The 17,093-nt window shown below is 69.2% G+C and carries 17 protein-coding genes and 1 tRNA gene; 8 read left to right on the forward strand and 10 right to left on the reverse strand.

What is annotated here, in order from left to right:
• Positions 1-66: 66 nt before the first annotated feature.
• Positions 67-651 (forward strand): TetR/AcrR family transcriptional regulator, encoded by a 585-nt coding sequence (locus tag N803_RS19030; RefSeq protein WP_035905471.1) that lies wholly within the window; start codon positions 67-69, stop codon positions 649-651.
• Between the two features lie 127 nt (positions 652-778).
• On the opposite strand, the gene N803_RS11835 is transcribed toward N803_RS19030, so the two are convergent.
• The 6 genes from N803_RS11835 to N803_RS19105 all read right to left on the reverse strand — a co-directional run bounded on the left by N803_RS11835 (position 779) and on the right by N803_RS19105 (position 8,713).
• Entirely contained in the window at positions 779-3,808 is a 3,030-nt protein-coding gene (locus N803_RS11835; RefSeq protein ID WP_035905474.1) for a M36 family metallopeptidase, read from the reverse strand.
• 285 nt (positions 3,809-4,093) lie between these two features.
• Positions 4,094-5,092, reverse strand: coding sequence for a hypothetical protein (locus N803_RS17585; RefSeq protein ID WP_052112210.1), 999 nt, complete (start codon positions 5,090-5,092; stop codon positions 4,094-4,096).
• Positions 5,093-5,285: 193 nt separating this feature from the next.
• Complete coding sequence (locus N803_RS11845; RefSeq protein WP_035905475.1) at positions 5,286-7,115, reverse strand: phosphoenolpyruvate carboxykinase (GTP); 1,830 nt, start codon at positions 7,113-7,115, stop codon at positions 5,286-5,288.
• A gap of 343 nt (positions 7,116-7,458) precedes the next feature.
• A complete protein-coding gene (locus N803_RS11850; RefSeq protein ID WP_035905477.1) occupies positions 7,459-7,980 on the reverse strand; it encodes a flavin reductase family protein in 522 nt (173 codons plus the stop codon).
• Positions 7,977-8,525: an NAD(P)H-dependent oxidoreductase gene (locus N803_RS11855; protein ID WP_035905688.1), complete on the reverse strand. Its 549-nt coding sequence runs from the start codon at positions 8,523-8,525 to the stop codon at positions 7,977-7,979. Before N803_RS11855 ends, N803_RS11850 begins: the two co-directional genes overlap by 4 nt.
• Positions 8,519-8,713, reverse strand: coding sequence for a hypothetical protein (locus tag N803_RS19105; protein WP_156969762.1), 195 nt, complete (start codon positions 8,711-8,713; stop codon positions 8,519-8,521). The genes N803_RS11855 and N803_RS19105 overlap by 7 nt, the downstream gene beginning before the upstream one ends.
• A gap of 16 nt (positions 8,714-8,729) precedes the next feature.
• On the opposite strand from N803_RS19105, the gene N803_RS19110 reads away from it, so the two are divergent.
• On the forward strand, positions 8,730-9,044 hold the full coding sequence (locus N803_RS19110) for a hypothetical protein (protein ID WP_156969763.1): 315 nt from the start codon (positions 8,730-8,732) through the stop codon (positions 9,042-9,044).
• A 54-nt stretch (positions 9,045-9,098) separates the two neighbouring features.
• On the opposite strand, the gene N803_RS11860 is transcribed toward N803_RS19110, so the two are convergent.
• Positions 9,099-9,437, reverse strand: coding sequence for an ABC transporter ATP-binding protein (locus tag N803_RS11860; protein ID WP_245617220.1), 339 nt, complete (start codon positions 9,435-9,437; stop codon positions 9,099-9,101).
• 60 nt (positions 9,438-9,497) lie between these two features.
• Between N803_RS11860 and N803_RS11865 the strand changes: the two genes are divergently transcribed.
• Positions 9,498-10,043 (forward strand): cupin domain-containing protein, encoded by a 546-nt coding sequence (locus tag N803_RS11865; RefSeq protein WP_211253510.1) that lies wholly within the window; start codon positions 9,498-9,500, stop codon positions 10,041-10,043.
• A 168-nt stretch (positions 10,044-10,211) separates the two neighbouring features.
• Positions 10,212-10,284: transfer RNA gene (locus N803_RS11870), tRNA-Arg, on the forward strand.
• A gap of 84 nt (positions 10,285-10,368) precedes the next feature.
• On the opposite strand, the gene N803_RS11875 is transcribed toward N803_RS11870, so the two are convergent.
• The gene (locus N803_RS11875) at positions 10,369-11,166 is read right to left on the reverse strand and encodes a sugar phosphate isomerase/epimerase family protein (protein ID WP_052112227.1); all 798 of its coding nucleotides are present in this window, start codon (positions 11,164-11,166) and stop codon (positions 10,369-10,371) included.
• A gap of 43 nt (positions 11,167-11,209) precedes the next feature.
• On the opposite strand from N803_RS11875, the gene N803_RS11880 reads away from it, so the two are divergent.
• Together N803_RS11880 and N803_RS11885 are read left to right on the forward strand one after the other, a co-directional pair.
• Positions 11,210-12,214, forward strand: coding sequence for a hydroxyacid dehydrogenase (locus tag N803_RS11880; RefSeq protein ID WP_035905701.1), 1,005 nt, complete (start codon positions 11,210-11,212; stop codon positions 12,212-12,214).
• Between the two features lie 69 nt (positions 12,215-12,283).
• Positions 12,284-13,153, forward strand: a complete 870-nt coding sequence (locus N803_RS11885; RefSeq protein WP_035905479.1) for a dimethylarginine dimethylaminohydrolase family protein — start codon at positions 12,284-12,286, stop codon at positions 13,151-13,153.
• A gap of 202 nt (positions 13,154-13,355) precedes the next feature.
• Here N803_RS11885 and N803_RS18565 read toward each other — a convergent pair whose 3' ends face one another.
• Both N803_RS18565 and N803_RS11890 read right to left on the reverse strand, forming a co-directional pair.
• Positions 13,356-13,523 (reverse strand): hypothetical protein, encoded by a 168-nt coding sequence (locus N803_RS18565; RefSeq protein WP_169743086.1) that lies wholly within the window; start codon positions 13,521-13,523, stop codon positions 13,356-13,358.
• A gap of 103 nt (positions 13,524-13,626) precedes the next feature.
• Positions 13,627-14,286 carry a hypothetical protein gene (locus N803_RS11890; protein WP_035905480.1) on the reverse strand — a complete coding sequence of 220 codons (660 nt, stop codon included), beginning with the start codon at positions 14,284-14,286 and terminating at the stop codon, positions 13,627-13,629.
• A gap of 192 nt (positions 14,287-14,478) precedes the next feature.
• Here N803_RS11890 and N803_RS11895 point away from each other — a divergent pair, with 192 nt between their 5' ends.
• Both N803_RS11895 and N803_RS11900 read left to right on the forward strand, forming a co-directional pair.
• Positions 14,479-15,801, forward strand: coding sequence for an acyl-CoA dehydrogenase family protein (locus tag N803_RS11895; protein ID WP_035905482.1), 1,323 nt, complete (start codon positions 14,479-14,481; stop codon positions 15,799-15,801).
• A 28-nt stretch (positions 15,802-15,829) separates the two neighbouring features.
• A complete protein-coding gene (locus N803_RS11900; RefSeq protein WP_035905483.1) occupies positions 15,830-17,089 on the forward strand; it encodes an acyl-CoA dehydrogenase family protein in 1,260 nt (419 codons plus the stop codon).
• Positions 17,090-17,093 lie beyond the last annotated feature (4 nt).

Below are 17,093 nucleotides of genomic sequence, written 5' to 3' on the forward strand. Positions count from 1 at the left end.
TCGCACGATACGCACGCGTTGAACACTTGTGCAATGGTCGCCGATGTGTGTTGACTGTCACCCACCATGACGAGCCTCGACTCCCGCAGCACCGACTCGCGCACGCGGATCCGCGACACCGCCCTGCGGCTCTTCGCGGCGCAGGGCGGTGCGGCGACGAGCCTGCGCGAGGTCGCGCGCGAGGCCGGCGTTGCCCCGGGGCTCGTCGTCCACCACTTCGGCGGCAAGGACGGACTGCGCGCCGCCGTCGACGAGTTCGTCGTGGACCTGTTCCGCGAGGCCGTCGACACGGTCCCGCTCGACGGCCCTGCGGACGAGGTCGTCGCCGCGCGCGACCGTGCGGCTGCGGAGATGTTCGACGCCAACCCGGACGCCGTGGACTATCTCCGGCGCGCCGTCGTCACACCTGATCCCGGCTCCGAAGGGCTCGCGCGGCTGCTCGTCGAGGAGACGATCCGGCGCACGCAGACGTTGCGCGACCACGGCATCGCCCGCAGTCGGATCCCCGTCGAGGAGCAGGCCGTCGCCGTCCTCGTCCGGCAGCTCGGCACGCTCCTCCTGCAGCCGGCGCTCGGGCGCCTGTGGGCCCTCGCGGAGGCTCCGTCCGAGGTGCCCACGGTCAAGGTCCGCCTACAGCACACCGACACCTGACCACCGGCAGCCCGAGCCCTGGCTGCCGTCGGCGGCGGCACGCGCCGAGACGACCAGTTCTGCCCGAGACGACCACCCAGAAGTGGTTGTCTCGAGCAGAACTGGTCGTCTGGTGGGTCCGCGTGACCTACTTGCGCAGGACCTGGAACTCCGAGACCGCGATCAGCTGCGCGCCGGCATACCCGGTCGTGCAGTCGGTCGGGTTGTTCGGGTCGTTGTCCAACTCACCCGAGAACTCCGGACCACCGGTGCACTGGTTCTTGTCGAGACCGATGCGCAGGTGCGTCGCTGCCGTCTGCGGGATGTCGAACGACCGCATCTTCAGCTCGGGAGCGACCGGGCGGGGCGCCGCTCCGGGGAAGGCGTCCGGCGCCGAGGTGAACACCGGTCGGAAGTCGGCGTCCTGGTCGCACAGCACCCGACCCTTGGCGTCACACGCATAGATCGTGAACTGCCGCAGGTTCTGGAACCGGCCGGCAGCCCCCGGCTCGGGCAGGGCACTCACCTGCACCCGACGGACGACCTGACGCCCGCCGACGAGGTCGACGGTGAACTGCTTCTGCGCCGCCGTGGGAGCGGCGACCGTGGTGGTCGTCGACCCCTCGTCACCGTCGATCAGCGCGCCGACGTCCACACCCTCACCCGAGATCGTGGCTCCGCCCTGGCTGCTGGCGAGGTTCGTCAGCACCTTGACCGGCATGTCGCGGGTCTGGTTCGGCTTGGCCGTGAACGTCACGGCGGTCTGGGCCCGTCCGGGTGCCGTCACCGTGTACGTGCGTTCGCCGGGCAGAATCTTGAACGTGTCCGAGCGAGAGCTCGTGGCGTCCGTGTCGGCGATCGGTGTGGCCCGGGCGGTGTACTCGCCGACGAACAAGCGGGCGCCCACGATCGGACGTCCGTCCTCGTCGGTCGGGTTGAACCGCAACGTGGCCGGGCTGCCGTAGGCCGACGTGAACGACGGCGTCGGGTCCGAGTCCTGACTGTTGACCGACGTGGCGCCCTCACCGAGGCCGCGTCCGGCGAAGCCGTTCCAGAGGATGTCCTGGTTGGCGCCACCGAAACGGAGCAGGTCCGCCGCGAGCATGGCGTTGCGGGCGTCGACCATGCTCACCGACCCGCTCGGCATGAGCAGCCACGCGTCGAACACCAGCTGCATCCACCGACGGTTGCCGGGGCACTTCGTCGCCGCCGTGGCACCTGTGGCGCAACTGCGTTGTGTCGCAACGTCGCCCGCGCCGTATCGGTTGATGAAGAGACCACGCACGTCGCTCTGTGTCGCCGACCAGATCTCGCCGTCCGCGTGGACCTGCGGACCGGTGAGGTCGTAGCCGACGTTGCTGTAGTTGAGCGGGCTCTTGCTGAAGTTGTAGTTGCGGATGCCGCGGTTCTCGTTGCCGGTGGCGTAGGACGCCATCGGAATGGCCGTGGCGCTGACCGGGACGTAGCCCCACTCCTGGAGGTACTCCGTGGCCATGAGGTCCGACCAGCTCTCACCCATCGCGCCCGCCTGGAGGCCGGAGAGGCCACTGTTCGGCCCACCCGCCATGCGGTTGCTGATGCCGTGGCCGTACTCGTGCCCGATCACCGACATGTCGAAGTCACCGTCGACGCAGGGGGCGTAGAACCCACCCGCGAGCGGCTGCCACAGGTACATGTTGCTGTAGCCACTCGAGCCCTCCGGCGGGGTGCCGAAGTTCGCGTTGTTGCGGGCACCGGCCTGCGCGCCGGACTGGCTGTAGCCGAGGACCGGGTCGTTGCCGAGACCGCCCTTGCCGGCGTTGTCACGCTGGAAGTTCCACGCCGTCTCGGTGAAGCCCAGCTGATAGGCCCAGTCGTGCATCCGGTTGTGCATGGCGAAGAGGTTCGTCGTCGCAGCGTCGATGTCATTGCGCGTCGGGCTCGTGTAGTTCGCCGGGTCGCACTTGCTCTCGAACCACTGGTTGGTCCACTGATACGTGTAGTTGCGGTCGCTCGTGAGCGGCGCCGGGGTCACGGCTCCCGTGCCGCGCCACCGTTCGCCGCTGTAGGCGTTGTTGCCGCTGGTCGTCGTCGTGCTGAGGTTCGTCGCGTGGTCGATGTCCCACGCCTTCGGAGACGCGGGGTTCGCGACGGTCTCGCCGCAGCCCTCGGCCGTCGTCCAACACCACTCGACGCGAGTGTCGGTCGAGCTGTGGTCGCCGGATGGCGTCCCAGTGAAGACCTTCCACCGCGGGTTGTCGCTGTCGAAGTCAACGAGCGACTCGCGGGCGATGACCTCCCCGGTCGCCGCGTCGAGGTAGACCGAGTAGCCGCTGTCCGCGGCGTCGCGAAGAACGACCTGGTATGCCGTGCGCGCGTCACTTCCCGGGACGGGCACCGCGACCTGCGTGACCTGCTGGTCCCCGACCAGGCCCTTCGCGGTGAAGGTGGTCCAGGCCGTGCGGGTGCCCGACTCCTTGGCCACGCCACTCTTGCTGTCCGGGTCGGACTTCGAGTCGTCCTTGCGGGTGACGTCGGAGGCCTTGGCGCCGACGTTGGCCGCCGCCTTGGCGAGGGCCTGCTCTGGAGTGACAGTGGCGGCGGCGCGGCGCTGTGCGCTGTCGCCCTGGAGCGGTGCGAGGGTCGTGCTGACGTAGCGCGCGTTGCCCTTCTCCACGGCGATGACCGCGAGGCCGTCGATGCCGGCGGGGACACCGCCGATGACCTGGCGCAGCATGACGACATCGGTGTTGCCGATGCGGTTCGTCGTCACGTGCTCCATCGACCCGATGTCCGCCGCGGCCAGGCCGAAGGTGGCGGCATTGCGGGTCAGGTACGCCCGGGCCGCCGCGACCGGGTCGGAGCCGAGTCCGGTCGCCAGGGGAGTGGTCCCCGAGGGGGTGACCGTGGCGACGGAGCCGAAACGGTTCCAGGCGATCGTCCCGGCCTGGGTGCCACGCTGTCCCTTGCCCGCCGCCGAAGTGGCGGCTGACTTCTGCGCGGCGGACGGTGCGACCGATGCCTTGCGGGTGTCGAGGTCAGGCAGGTGGTCGTGTGCGTCGCCGGCTGCCGGAACGCCCGGCGGGGCGGATTCGGATGCCGCGAAGGCGGCTCCTGAGGTGGCCGTTGCCACGGCCACGGCTGCTGCGAGCGCCGCTGCGGAGAGGGTGATCCCCGAGCGTCTTCCTCCGTGCGTCATGTGTGACTCCCCTTGCTCCCACGGCGTCCCGACGGTCACGGACCGTGCCGTTCGATATGACGCCGAATCACCAGCCAAGCGACGGTCCGGTCAAGGGGGGTACCTGCTACGAGTCAGTAGTTGGCAAAGTTCCGAGCCGCGCCGCACGTTGCCCACCCGCTCGGGGAGCCTCGAACCGTGAGACGACCAGTTCTGGGCGAGACGACCAAGCAGAACTGGTCGTCTCAAGCACAACTGGTCGACTGAGCGGCCAGGCGCCGGGTCGGGCGTGGGGTTCCCACTTGCTCAGGCCGCGTCGAACCACGTGTCCCGCAACCGCGCTGGGCGCTGGACTCCTTGGTCGGCAAGCCGCGCTACGAGGCGCATCGGGCTCATCGCGTCGTCCCAGCCCCATCGCGCCATGCGCCGATGCGTCGCCCGGATCCGGTCCTCACGACGCTTCTCGTTCCAGAGGGTCTGCCCAGCCTCCTCTGGCGTCATGTCCTCGGTGACCTTGTATTTCTTGCGACCGTCGAACTCGCCGACGACGCGTTCGCGCTCCCACCAGAAGTCTCCGATGCCGATGACGCCGTCGGCGTCGGCCACCGGCACCTGCAGTTGCGGTCGGGGCAGCCCGAGGCGATACATCTGGACCCGGGACAGCGACTCGCCGACCGACATCGCGCCGGGCTCGGCAAAGCGGACGACGAATGCCGCCTTGGCGCGTCCCCTCGCCCCGGCAGGCACGCGGGCCAACTCCGTCGTGAGATCGGCCGTCGTGCACAGGTCGTGATGCAGGGCGTGGTCGGCGGCAGCGACGGCGTCGCGCGGGTCCTCCGTGCGCGCGAGGTCCACGATGGTCCGAACCAGAGGCGTCACGAGTAGCCCATCGACGATCTCGAACGCATCCGGATCGTCGGGGTCGAGGGCGTCGTCGGCATCGAGGCAGTGACGTCGCACTAGACCCGACGAATGCGCGGAACGGCCGAAGACCGAGACGTCGATCCTCCGGGGCCAGGCGCTCACTCGGGGCAGGCCCCACACTGCCCCGGCGGAGGTGTGCGAGAAGGGCTGGGGCTTGGTGCCGGTCATCTGCAGAGAGGTGGCGTGGACCAGCCCGGCCTGACGCTGCTCCGGCGTGAGGCCGTTCCACGTGTCCGACGCGACGACGATCCCGCGCCGCACGACCGTCCACTTGGGCCTGCCCGATGCGTCCAGGTCATGCACCGACTCACCGAACCTGCGCAGGTCCCGGGTGGGACGAAGCAGGTCCGGCGCGAACGGATCGGGGCGGGCGGACGGCATACCTGATCGTGGCAGGAAAGCCGAGCGGCACCCGGCGGTCATCCACAGGCGACCACGAGACGACCACTTCTGCGCGAGTCGACCACCCAGAAGTGGTCGTCTCGAGCCCAAGTGGTCGTCTCACGGTGCCCCGGGCAAAGCACGAGGCGCCGGACCCTGACGGGACCGGCGCCTCGCGAGCGTCAGCGGTGGATCACATGCCCAGTCGGGCCTTGAGACCGTCGAGCTCGACCTGGAGGGCGGTCGGGAGGTTGTCGCCGAACTTCGCGAACCACTCCTCGATCTCGGGGATCTCGGCCTTCCACTCGTCGTTGTTGACGGTGAGCGCCTTCGCGAGCTCGTCCGGGTCCATGTCGAGACCCTCGGTGTCGATCGACTCCGGCGTCGGGACGTGACCGATGGCCGTCTCGACCGCGGCAGCCTTGCCCTCGATGCGCTCGATGGCCCACTTGAGGACGCGAGCGTTCTCGCCGAAGCCGGGCCACACGAAGTTGCCCTCCTCGTCGCGACGGAACCAGTTGACGTAGAAGATCTTCGGCAGCTTGGTCGCGTCCGCGTCCTTGCCGATGTTGATCCAGTGCTGGAAGTAGTCGCCGGCGTTGTAGCCGATGAACGGGAGCATGGCCATCGGGTCGCGACGGACGACGCCGACCTGACCGGTGGCGGCAGCGGTGGTCTCGGACGAGAGCGTCGCACCCATGAACGTGCCGTGCGTCCAGTCACGCGACTCGGTGACGAGCGGGACGGTCGTCTTGCGGCGACCGCCGAAGAAGATCGCCGAGATCGGCACACCCTGCGGGTCGTCGTACTCCGGGGCGAGGATGTCGCACTGCTTGATCGGGGTGCAGTAGCGCGAGTTGGCGTGTGACGAGAGCACACCGGCCTCGCCGTCGGCGGGGGTCCAGTCCTCGCCCTTCCACGACGTGGCGTGCTCGGGCATGTTCTCCAGGCCCTCCCACCAGATGTCGCCGTCGTCCGTCAGCGCAACGTTGGTGAAGACCGAGTTGCCCTTGTTGATGGTCTTCATCGCGTTGGGGTTGGTGTGCTCGTTCGTGCCCGGGGCGACACCGAAGAAGCCGAACTCCGGGTTCACGGCATACAGGCGACCGTCCTTGCCGAAACGCATCCAGGCGATGTCGTCGCCGAGGGTCTCGACCTTCCAACCGGGGATGGTCGGCTTGAGCATGGCGAGGTTCGTCTTGCCGCAGGCGCTCGGGAAGCCGGCCGCGATGTAATAGACCTGCTGCTCCGGCGAGGTGAGCTTGAGGATGAGCATGTGCTCGGCCATCCAGCCCTCATCGCGCGCCATGACCGAGGCGATGCGCAGCGAGTAGCACTTCTTGCCGAGGAGGGCGTTGCCGCCATAGCCCGAGCCGTAGGACCAGATCATCCGCTCCTCGGGGAACTGGACGATGTACTTCTCCGGGTTGCAGGGCCACTTGACGTCCTGCTGGCCCTCCTCGAGGGGGGCGCCGAGCGAGTGCAGCGCGGGGACGTACTTGGCGTCCTCGCCGAGCTCCTCGATCCGGTTGAGGACCTCGGTGCCGCAGCGGGCCATGACGCGCATCGACGCGACGACGTACTCGGAGTCGGTGATCTCGACACCGAACATCGGGTGCTCGGCCTCGATGTGACCCATGACGAACGGGATGACATACATCGTGCGGCCCCTCATGCAGCCGGCGTAGAGCCCGCGCATGAGGTCCTTCATCTCGTTCGGGTCCATCCAGTTGTTGGTGGGCCCGGAGTCCTTCTCGTCGACCGAACAGATGTAGGTGCGGTCCTCGACGCGCGCGACGTCGCTCGGGTCGGAGGCGGCGTAGAAGCTGTTGGGCTTCTTCTCCTCGTTGAGCTTGACGAAGGTGCCGGCGGCGACCAGCTTGTCGGTGAGGCGGGTCCACTCCTCGTCGGACCCGGTGACCCACACGACCTCGTCGGGGGTGGTCATCGCGGCAACCTCGTCGACCCAGGCCTGGAGGCCTGCGTGCGTGGTGCCCTGAACGGGTGCGGCGGGGGCGGTCATCTGCGTCCGTTGTCCTTCCGATTCCGGGGTTGAGCCCGGCTTTGTGGCCCGGTCGATCGCCGGATCCACCTCGGAGGCGCTCCGACGACTGACCTGCTGATTGGGTTCACGCTACTCGCATCGTGAGACGGGTCTGTTCGCGATGAGAAAAGCATGAGTGGCGAACCCGAGAGGGTCCGCCTCCCCACCGTAGGAGGTCGCCACGGCCGGTGTGGGCGTGGAAACCTTTCCGCACCTATGGGATCCCTCACACGCAGACCTACCTGCGGGTATGCCGTCCGCTCGCCTCCCGTGTGCCCGTCACCGCGGCGGGTCGCACCCTTCCGGTCGAGGGTTCCGTCGGTCAGGCCGGGGTTCTCAGCCCGAACTGGCTGCGGTGGAACACCAGGGGCAGATCCGTGTCCGCGTCGGCGACGGCGTGCAGCCGCAGGAGCACGATGGTGTGGTCGCCGGCTTCCACCTCACCGTGGATGGTCGTGTCGAACAGGGCAAGACCATCGTCGAGCGTCACCGCACCGTCGGCCGTCGTCGACACGGGGACACCGTCGAACCGCTGGCCCACCGGTCCGGCGAGCTGCCGAGCCACGGCACCGTGGTGGTGGGCGAGGACCGTGACGCCGAGGTGGGCGGACCGGCGCAGGTCCGGCCAGGTCTTGCTCGTGTTGGCGATGGAGAAGGACACGAGTGGCGGGTCGAGGCTCACCGTCGTGAACGAGCTGGCGGCGAGCCCGACGAGCTGACCGTCGACCTCGGCGGCGACGGCGACGACACCGCTGGGGAAGATGCCGAAGGCCTGCCGGAGCCGACGTGGATCGAGGTCCTGGTTGGTGGGGAAGACGGCCGGGGCCGCAGCAAGGTCGGTCATGCGAGTGCTTCTGACGGGTGGGTGGCTGCGGCCGTGGCGCCGAGGACTGCGGAGACGAACGGGCGAGCGGAAGCGAGCCACGCGGCATACGACCCGGGTTTGTCGTGGTCGCGGTCGATGACGTACAGACCGCGGCCGGGGACGGTGGCGCCGAGCTCGGTGAGGACGGGGCGCAGGCTCAGCTCGGGCGCGAGGGCGTGGGCGGGTGAGGCGCCGAGGAGGAGTGGGACTGCGAGGCCGCGCAGTCCCGTCCCGCCGGCGAAACGGTCGAGGAAGACCTTGAGCAGGCCGGAGCAGGTGCCCTTGAAGGTCGGGCTGGCGACGATGACGAGGCGAGCGGCGCCGATGCGTGCGACGAGAGCGGTCACTTCCGGGTCGCTCCAGTCGAGGACACGCGGGCCGAGGTCGGCCAGGTCGACGACGAGGTCGGGTTCGGCCCCGGCGAGCTCGCGCGCCACGTGGGTGGCGGCGGCCAATGTGCGACTCGCCGGCTTCGGGTTCCCGACGATGACCGCGATGTCGGTCTCCGGGTGGAGGCTCACCATGCGCTCGACTCCACGGTGAGGACGAGCCGGAGCCCTTCCCGGAGGGACTCGAGGAAGGTCACGACCTCGGCCGCGACGGACCGGTGCTGCAGGTCGTTGAGGACGTCGTGTCGGGCACCGCGAACGACGGTGAGACGGCTGCGCGGTGACCTGTTCGTCAGCGCCCTGAGCGCAACGTGGTCCGCCAACGGGTCGGAGTCGCCGATGAGGACGAGCGTCGGCAGGTCCCTCGTTGCGGCGTCGGGGGTTCCGCCCAGCGCCGCGGTGCGTCGCGACGGCCGACAGGAGCGTGAGTGGCTCGAGCCGGTTGAGGTAGTGCGCCGGGTAGGTCTCGTTGATGAACTGGCTGTCGACGATGAAGAGCGCGTCGAAGAGCGCCGCCTCGGCGATCTTGGCCTGCTCGATGTAGAAGTCGATGTCGATGCTGGTGTTCTTGGGGACGCGGGCGTCCTTCCAGAGGCCGTGCTGGCCGGGGCCGCCGACGCCGACGGGGTGGAGTGCGAGGTGGATCTTGCGTGACATGTGAGTTGCCTTTCGGGAGAAGCGAATTCGTTGGTATGCCGGGTGGCTGGGTCAGGCGGTCAGTGCGGCCCTGAGGGCCGCGCGTTCGGTGCGGTCGGCTGCGCCCGCCCGCAGAGTGGGCGCGGAGTGGAGCAGGAGGCGGGTGTAGGGGTGGGTGGGCTCGGTGAGGACCTGTCGGGTCGGCCCGACCTCGACGAGCTCACCGCGATAGAGCACGGCGATGCGGTCGGGGATGCCGGCGACAGAGCCGAGGTCGTGCGAGACGAAGACGAGGGCGATGCCTGCGGCCTTGAACTCCTCGAGGATCCGCAGGACGTGGACCCTGTTGGCTGCGTCGAGGGCGCTCACCGGCTCGTCGAGGATGACGACGTCCCCTCCTGCCGACCACATCAAGCACGTCGTCCGGACTCGCCGCCCGACTCGCCATCGCCCTTGCCGAAGGAGCCTGACATGCCCGCCATCCACGTCCCCGCTGACTCGACGGACGACGAGTTCATCCGCACCCCCAGTGGCGTGCTCGTGCCGGCCGTCATCGACCCGTTCCACCGGGCGCTGCACCACATCGCGCCCAGTGGGCTCATCACCCAGACGAGCCAGACCACGGGGATGTCACGACGTGAGGCGATCAGCGGCAAAACCGTTGGGGCACAGTCGCTCTGGATGGGCCAGACGCACGTGCCGGCCTCGACGAACTCGGGCAACCACCACCACGGAGCCTCGGAGACGGCGATCTATGTCGTGTCCGGAAACCCCGTCTTCGTCTTCCTCGAGGTCGACGGTGACGAACCCGTCGAGCGACGCGTCGAGACGGCCCCGGGCGACTACGTCTTCGTGCCCCCCTGGGTGCCGCACCGCGAGGAGAACCCCGACCCCGACGACGAGGCGGTTGTCGTCATCGCCCTCACCACCCAGGAGGCCATCGTCGTCAACCTCGACCGCCTCGACTGGTCCGAAGTGGACCTGTCGGCCAAGGCCGGGGACGCCGACGGGTGCTGACCGCGGAAGGCGAGCGGACGGCACACCCGATGGGTGTTCCGGGATGAGTGCCAAAGGGGTCAGATATGACGCGTTCGGCACTCGCCTCGGGCGGTGGTGGCCGCCGATTTCTCTGTATGCCGGGTGCTCGCGTATGCTTTCCGATCGTTGCGCCACGCGGTGCAACAGGCGCCCGTAGCTCAACGGATAGAGCATCTGACTACGGATCAGAAGGTTAGGGGTTCGAATCCCTTCGGGCGCACTCTGTGTTGAGACAGAAGGACAGGCCCCGACAGCGGAAACGCGGTCGGGGCCTTGCTCTGTCCGGGGCTCGGGTCGTCGCGACTCAGCCCGAGCCGAGAAGGCGGCGCAGGGTGGCAGCTTCGTCGGGGAGGAGCGCCGGGTTGTCGCCGGGGACGAACTCGAGGAGCAGGTCGCGAGGCTCCTTCGCGACGATGAGGGCGTCCGCGACCGCGGCCCAGAGATCGGTGCGCTCGTGCAGTCGGAGGCGCTCCGCACCCGGCCACCACGAGAAGACGTGAACCGCGGCGACGTGGGGGAGGAGCCTGCGAAGACCCTCGACGGCGGGCGCGACCTCCTCGTCGATGCGTGGTTGCCAATAGGTCCGGAGCGTCGAGTCGCCAACCCGGTCGAGGAGTTCCAGGGTGCTGTCGACGGAATCCGTCAGGGTGTTGGGGTGGAACTCGAGGGCGAGCTCGACGCCATGGTCGCGGGCGATGCGGCATGCCTCCCGCAACGCTGCGGCCACGCGATTCCACGTGTCGTCGTCGGCGCGGTCGGTGCCCACGTCGCCGGCCCACACGCGGATGCGGGGGGCGCCCAGCGCGGCGGCCGCCCGCACGATGGGCAGCACCTCGTCGGCCGGCGACACCCCGGCCCGCCAATAACTGCCGTACGACGCAACCATGAGGCCGGCGGCCTCGGTCAGCTCGCGCGCATTCGTGACCGCGCCGGGGTCGTGCGGTGGCGCGTGGGCGTCGGCGCCCCACTCGATGCGACGGAGCCCCGCTGTGCGAGCCGCGTCGACGACGGCGTGCGTGGACAGGTGTCTCAGAGTGACCGAGCAGAGCCCAACATGCTGCAACCACTCGTCGGCCCGGCGGCTGTCGGTGGTTCGGCTCATAGGATCGAATGATGTCAGGGGTCGACGACGAACGGAGATGCCGATGAGCCCGACCCGACCCACGGTCCTCGTGGCGATGTCGTCGGCGGCGTGGGCAGAGATGGGGGCGGCGCGGACGCTTGAGCGGCTCGGCGACCTGGCCCGCATCGCCACGCCGACGCCGATCGAGGACCTCGCCGATGTGCCCGATCTGGCCGACGTCGACGTCCTCCTCACAGGTTGGGGCTGCCCACCCGTCGACGCCGCAGTTCTCGACCGCGCGCCGAGGCTGCGCGCGATCATCCACACGGCCGGGTCGGTCAAGCACCACATCACCCAGGACTGCTGGGACCGTGGCATCGCGGTGACCTCGGCGGTGGAGCAGAACGCGGTCCCGGTCGCCGAATTCACCCTCGCCGCAATCCTTTTCGCGCAGAAGCGCGTGATCGAGGCGAGTCGGGACTACGCGAACCGGAGAGACAAGCGAAGCGGCTCCCCGGCATACCCCTTCGTCGGCAACTACCGCAGGACGGTCGGCATCGTCGGCGCCTCGCGGATCGGTCGGCGGGTCATCGAACTGTTGCGACCGTTCGACATGGACGTGCTGCTCGCCGACCCCTTCGTCGACGCGACCGAGGCGCAGAGCATCGGCGCGGCCCTGGTCGACCTCGACGAGCTCGTCGCTGCGGCGGACACGGTGTCGATCCACGCACCGAGCCTCCCCGAGACCGAGCGGATGATCGACCGTCGCCGCCTGTCGCTGATGCGTGACGGCGCGGTGCTCATCAACACGGCTCGGGGTGCGCTCGTGGACGAGGAGGCACTCACGGACGAACTGGTCTCGGGGCGTCTCCACGCCGTCCTCGACGTCACCGTCGACGAGGTACTCGCCGCGGACTCGCCTCTGTGGGGCCTCCCCAACGTGCTTCTCACGCCGCACGTCGCGGGGTCGCTGGGTGGCGAGCTCGAGCGCCTCGTCGACCACGCACTCGACGAGTTGGAGCGGTGGATCACCGACGGGACCTTTTCGACTCCCGTCGACCCCACCCGGCTCGGATCATCGGCCTGAACGGAGTAGCGTGCCCTCGAGTCTCCGTTTCCGTGAGGCGCGCCCTTCACCCTGATCGGGAGTCTGACGGTGTTGAACTCAACGCTGCTCATGTCGTCGGCCCACTACTTCGGCAACGACCACAAGCTGAACCCCTATTACGAGGACGGCGAGACCGTCGACACGGCCAAGGCCGAGGTCGAGCACGACGGCATCAAGGCCGCGCTGCAGGAGGCCGGTGCCGAGATCGTCACGGTCGATGCCCCGCCGACGAGTCAGGACGGTGTCTACACCGCCAACTGGGCGCTCGTCCGGGACCGCGTCGCCCTCATGGCCGTCCTCCCGCCGAGCCGCAAGTCCGAGGAGGACTGGGCGCGCACGCAGCTCGGCAACCTCGGCTACACGATCGAGGAGCTGCCGGAGCCGTGGCGCTTCAGTGGCCAGGGCGACGCCCTGGTCTGCGGCGACCTGGTCTTCTGTGGGGCGGGCTACCGCTCCGACGAGGCCGCGCTCGCTTACGCCGCCGACCGCTTCGGCCTCACCCGGATCCAGCTCCAGACGCTGCCCCAGCTCGACGCCAACGGTCAGCCCGTCATCAACGAGGTGAGTGGCTGGCCGGACAGCTACTGGTACGACATCGACCTCACGCTCTCGGTCCTGCGCGAGCCCGACTCGACCGGCAAGGGCCTCATCGCCTACTGCCCCGAGGCGTTCACTCCCGAGTCGCGCCAGATCCTGGCCACGCTCGACGCGGTCGACACGATCGAGATCTCCGAGGAGGAGGCGCGCAACTCGTTCGCCTGCAACCTGGTGTCCACCGGGTCCACCGTCGTGATGAGTGACACCGCCCCGCAGCTGCGCGCCGACATCGAGAGCGCGGGCCTGCGCACCATCCGTCCGCACGTCGACGAGCTCGCCAAGGGCGGCGGCTACATCCGCTGCACGTCGCTCTGGATCTGACGACGACAGGGCTGAGGACACGAGGGAGCCCCAGCGACCGAGGCCCGGAGCCCCCGGGTCCCACGCTCTGCGTGGGCGGAGTCAGATCATCAGAAGAACTGGATCTGAGGGATTCGGGACCTGAGCCTCTGTCCCCAACTCGCCAATTCCTCCCCTCCGGGACGTTGCGACTTCACCGTCCCGGAGGGGAGGAATTGGCGAGTTACGGACGGTTCTGCTGCGCCTTGGCGTGGCGGGCGTGGAGGCGATCGCGGATCTCATCCGGGGGGTAGGCGCGCCGCTGCCGTTCATTGCGGGCGATGACCGCGCCGGTCGCGACGACGGACGCGACGCCCGCCAGCCCCAGCACCTTCCACCAGTTCGACTCCATGTCTCGAGCGTATGCCGTCCGCCCGCGCCCCCGCACCGCCTCAACTTTTGCTCCCCATGAGAGAACGTGAGGGGTCCGGAGGCTTATGTGCCCTCCGGACCCTTCAGCTTCCCTCCGGTCGGACGGCGATCTCGGCGCCGAGCTCCCAGCCGGCCACGAGCGGCAGGTCGTCGCCACTCCAGAACTTGCCCGGGTCGTACCAGTTCATCGGCGCATCCGGCGTGAGGAGGCCCATCTCCTCGTAGGTCAGCGCCACGACCTCGGCGCAATAGGCGACCTCGGGTCGGAGTGCGCGCAGGTCGAGGTCCTTGCGCGAGACGTGGGCATCGCGCCCCGAGAGCCAGCGCCATGCGAGTCGCCCCGTCGACGGGAACGAGACGCCGTCGAGCCGGGCGACGCAACGCAGCACCGCGTCCTCCTGCTCCTCGCTCACCTCGGGACTGAGCTGGCGCAGCCAGGCGCGCTGGTCATAGGTGTCCTGCCACCTCGTCACTGCGGCCCGCAGGTCGTGGAGCTGCACGCCGCGGTGGTGGTCGCCGGTCCACATGTCCTGGAGCGACTTGCCGAGCTCCGCATGCCACATCAGCGGTGGGAGGTCCTCGAGGACGACGGCCATGCCGACGTGATTGACGGGGGAGTTGGTCGCCGTCTGGATGGCGCGGTCCGCCACCGACCGCCCGCGGAAGATCCACACGTCACCGGTCCGGGTGAGGTCGATGGCCTCGTCGAGGCTCAGGGCGGACGCGTCGGCGGAGTCGCTCATGGGACCAATCTTGCCCAGCCTGCGCCCGCCGCCGCAGGGGCCGCGACGTGAGGAGCGGGCGCGGGATGCGTCACATGTGGTTACCGAGTGACAACTCTGCGCTATCGTGGGTATACGGCACCGCCGGTACCGGATAAGTTGGTTCCTAACAGTGCCCCACCACGACGTACCCCTCGAAAGGGAAGCACGACCATGACGACGACGCCCACCCTCGCAGACCGCGGCCAGCGCCTCGGTCTGCGTCTCATCTCCAAGGCCGGCGGACTGCCCGTCATGGCCGACCCCAAGGTTCGCGGCCGCGTCGAGAAGATCCTCAACCGCGGCGCCCACGGCGGCTTCAAGGCACAGGTTGCCGTCGGTCGCGCGTTCAAGAAGGCCAACGGATCGGGTTCTGCCACGCGGCCGGCCTCGGCCAAGCCCCGCGGCGTCTTTGACCTGACGCCGACCGAGGACCAGCAGATGCTGCAGCAGGCGGCCCGCGAGCTGGCCGACGACGTCATCCGCCCCGCCGGATCGCAGGCCGACGCCGAGCGCGCCGTCCCGGCCGAGGTCCGCGAGGCGATGGACGAGATGGGCCTCGCGCTCGTCGGTGTCCCCGAGGAGCTCGGCGGTATCGCCGAAGAGCGTTCGGCCGTCGCCGGCGTCCTCGTCCTCGAGCAGCTCGCCCGGGGCGACATGGGCATCGCCGTCTCGCAGATGGGTACCGCGGCCGTCGCCACGGCTCTCGCCCTCTACGGCGACGCCGACCAGCAGGCGACGTACCTCCCGCACTTCACCGGTGACGAGCCGGTGGCCGCCGCTGCCCTCGCCCTCCAGGAGCCGCAGCCGCTGTTCGACCCGTTCGCCCTGACGACCACCGCTGTGGCACAGGGTGATTCGCTCGTCCTCAACGGCACCAAGGCCATCGTCGCCAACGCTGATCGGGCCGAGCTGTTCATCGTCTCGGCCATGGTCGAGGGCGCCGCTCGCCTCGTCGTCGTCGAGGCCAATGCCGACGGCGTGACGATCGAGGACGACCCGGCGATGGGTGTCCGCGCCGCGCACACGGGCCGCGTCGTCCTCACCGACGTCACCGTCCCGAAGGCCAACCTGCTCGGCACGGCCGACGACCACCGCGATGCCGTTCGACGTGGCCGCCTCGCCTGGGCCGCAGCCGCCGTCGGCACCGGCCAGGCCGTGCTCGACCAAGTCACGACCTACGCCCAGGAGCGCAAGGCTTTCGGCGAGCCCATCGGGCAGCGTCAGGCCGTCGCGTTCATGATCTCCGACATCGCGATCGAGCTCGACGGGCTCCGTCTCGCCGTGCTCAAGGCGGCTGCCCGCCTCGACTCCGACTCCGACGCGGCACAGGTCGTCGCGGAGGCGCGCGCCCTCACCGCGACGTATGCCGCGCAGATCGGCTCGCACGCCGTGCAGCTTCTCGGCGGGCACGGGTTCGTCAAGGAGTTCGACAACGAGCGGTGGTACCGCGACCTCCGTGGAGCGGGTGTCCTCGAGGGCACCCTGCTCGTCTGACCGGCATACCTTCTCTAAGGACTGAACCATGATCGATCTCGAGGTTCCGAAGAAGTTCCGCCCGCTCGTCGAGCAGGCCCGCGGCATGGCCGAGGAAGTCTTCCGCCCCATCTCCCGCAAGTACGACCTCGCCGAGCACGAGTACCCCCGCGAGCTCGACCTCGTCTCCGCCGTCATCGACGGCATGAGCAGCTCGGGTGCCGGGCAGGGCGCAGGTGCGTCCAGCTCCACCCGCGCCAAGGACGACGACCACGAGGGTGAGGTCGCGGCTGTCGGTTCCGGCCGCAACCGCGCCGCGGCCAAGCAGGTCCGCAACGGCTCCAACCTCTCGTCGGTCCTCTCGATCCTCGAGACCTGCCGCGGTGACGTCGGCCTCACCCTGTCCATCCCGCGCCAGGGACTCGGCAACGCGGCCATCGCCGCCGTCGCCAACGACGAGCAGAAGAAGCGCTACGACGGCAAGTGGGCCGCCATGGCCATCACCGAGCCCGACACCGGCTCCGACTCGGGCGCCATCCGCACGACCGCGGTCAAGGACGGCGACGAGTACGTCCTCAACGGCGAGAAGATCTTCGTCACCTCCGGCGAGCGCGCCGAGCTCGTCGTCGTCTGGGCGACCCTCGACAAGAGCCTCGGCAAGCAGGCCATCAAGTCGTTCGTCGTCCGTCGCGACAACCCCGGCCTCAAGCTCGTCCGGCTCGAGCACAAGCTCGGTATCCGCGCCTCCGACACGGCGGCCTTCCACCTCGACGACTGCCGGGTGCCGGCCGAGGACCTCCTCGGCGACCCGGAGATCAAGATCGAGGGCGGCTTCGGCGGCGCCATGCAGACCTTCGACAACACCCGTCCGCTCGTCGCGGCCATGGCACTCGGCCTGACCCGGGCCAGCCTCGACGCCACGACCGAGATCCTCGCGAAGGCGGGCGTGACCGTGGACTGGGACCGGCCGGCATACGGCCAGTCCTTTGCGGCAGCGAAGCTGCTGCAGATGGAGGCCGACTACGAGGCGGCCTACCTGCTCACTCTGCGTGCCGCGTGGATGGCCGACAACGGCAAGCCGAACTCGATGGAGGCCTCGATGGCCAAGGCCAAGGCCGGACGCACCTGCGTCAACGTGTCCCTGGCATGTGTCGAGCTCGCGGGTGCGACGGGCTACGCCGAGCGCGACCTGCTCGAGAAGTGGGCGCGTGACTCCAAGATCCTCGACATCTTCGAGGGCACGCAGCAGATCCAGTTGCTCGTCATCGCGCGACGCCTGCTCGGCATGAGCTCGAGCCAGCTGAAGTAGTCGA

Source organism: Knoellia subterranea KCTC 19937, from assembly GCF_000768685.1.
Lineage (GTDB): Bacteria > Actinomycetota > Actinomycetes > Actinomycetales > Dermatophilaceae > Knoellia > Knoellia subterranea.

What these genes read in the sequence shown, in the direction of transcription:
- N803_RS11900 (WP_035905483.1), top strand. Translation starts at nt 15,830, where the DNA reads ATGATCGATCTCGAGGTTCCGAAGAAGTTCCGCCCGCTCGTCGAGCAG.
- N803_RS11895 (WP_035905482.1), top strand. Translation starts at nt 14,479, where the DNA reads ATGACGACGACGCCCACCCTCGCAGACCGCGGCCAGCGCCTCGGTCTG.
- N803_RS11835 (WP_035905474.1), bottom strand. Translation starts at nt 3,808, where the DNA reads ATGACGCACGGAGGAAGACGCTCGGGGATCACCCTCTCCGCAGCGGCG.
- N803_RS18565 (WP_169743086.1), bottom strand. Translation starts at nt 13,523, where the DNA reads ATGGAGTCGAACTGGTGGAAGGTGCTGGGGCTGGCGGGCGTCGCGTCC.
- N803_RS11875 (WP_052112227.1), bottom strand. Translation starts at nt 11,166, where the DNA reads ATGAGCCGAACCACCGACAGCCGCCGGGCCGACGAGTGGTTGCAGCAT.
- N803_RS19030 (WP_035905471.1), top strand. Translation starts at nt 67, where the DNA reads ATGACGAGCCTCGACTCCCGCAGCACCGACTCGCGCACGCGGATCCGC.
- N803_RS19110 (WP_156969763.1), top strand. Translation starts at nt 8,730, where the DNA reads ATGAGGACGAGCGTCGGCAGGTCCCTCGTTGCGGCGTCGGGGGTTCCG.
- N803_RS11850 (WP_035905477.1), bottom strand. Translation starts at nt 7,980, where the DNA reads ATGACCGACCTTGCTGCGGCCCCGGCCGTCTTCCCCACCAACCAGGAC.
- N803_RS11860 (WP_245617220.1), bottom strand. Translation starts at nt 9,437, where the DNA reads ATGTGGTCGGCAGGAGGGGACGTCGTCATCCTCGACGAGCCGGTGAGC.
- N803_RS11855 (WP_035905688.1), bottom strand. Translation starts at nt 8,525, where the DNA reads ATGGTGAGCCTCCACCCGGAGACCGACATCGCGGTCATCGTCGGGAAC.
- N803_RS11845 (WP_035905475.1), bottom strand. Translation starts at nt 7,115, where the DNA reads ATGACCGCCCCCGCCGCACCCGTTCAGGGCACCACGCACGCAGGCCTC.
- N803_RS11880 (WP_035905701.1), top strand. Translation starts at nt 11,210, where the DNA reads ATGAGCCCGACCCGACCCACGGTCCTCGTGGCGATGTCGTCGGCGGCG.
- N803_RS17585 (WP_052112210.1), bottom strand. Translation starts at nt 5,092, where the DNA reads ATGCCGTCCGCCCGCCCCGATCCGTTCGCGCCGGACCTGCTTCGTCCC.
- N803_RS11890 (WP_035905480.1), bottom strand. Translation starts at nt 14,286, where the DNA reads ATGAGCGACTCCGCCGACGCGTCCGCCCTGAGCCTCGACGAGGCCATC.
- N803_RS11865 (WP_211253510.1), top strand. Translation starts at nt 9,498, where the DNA reads ATGCCCGCCATCCACGTCCCCGCTGACTCGACGGACGACGAGTTCATC.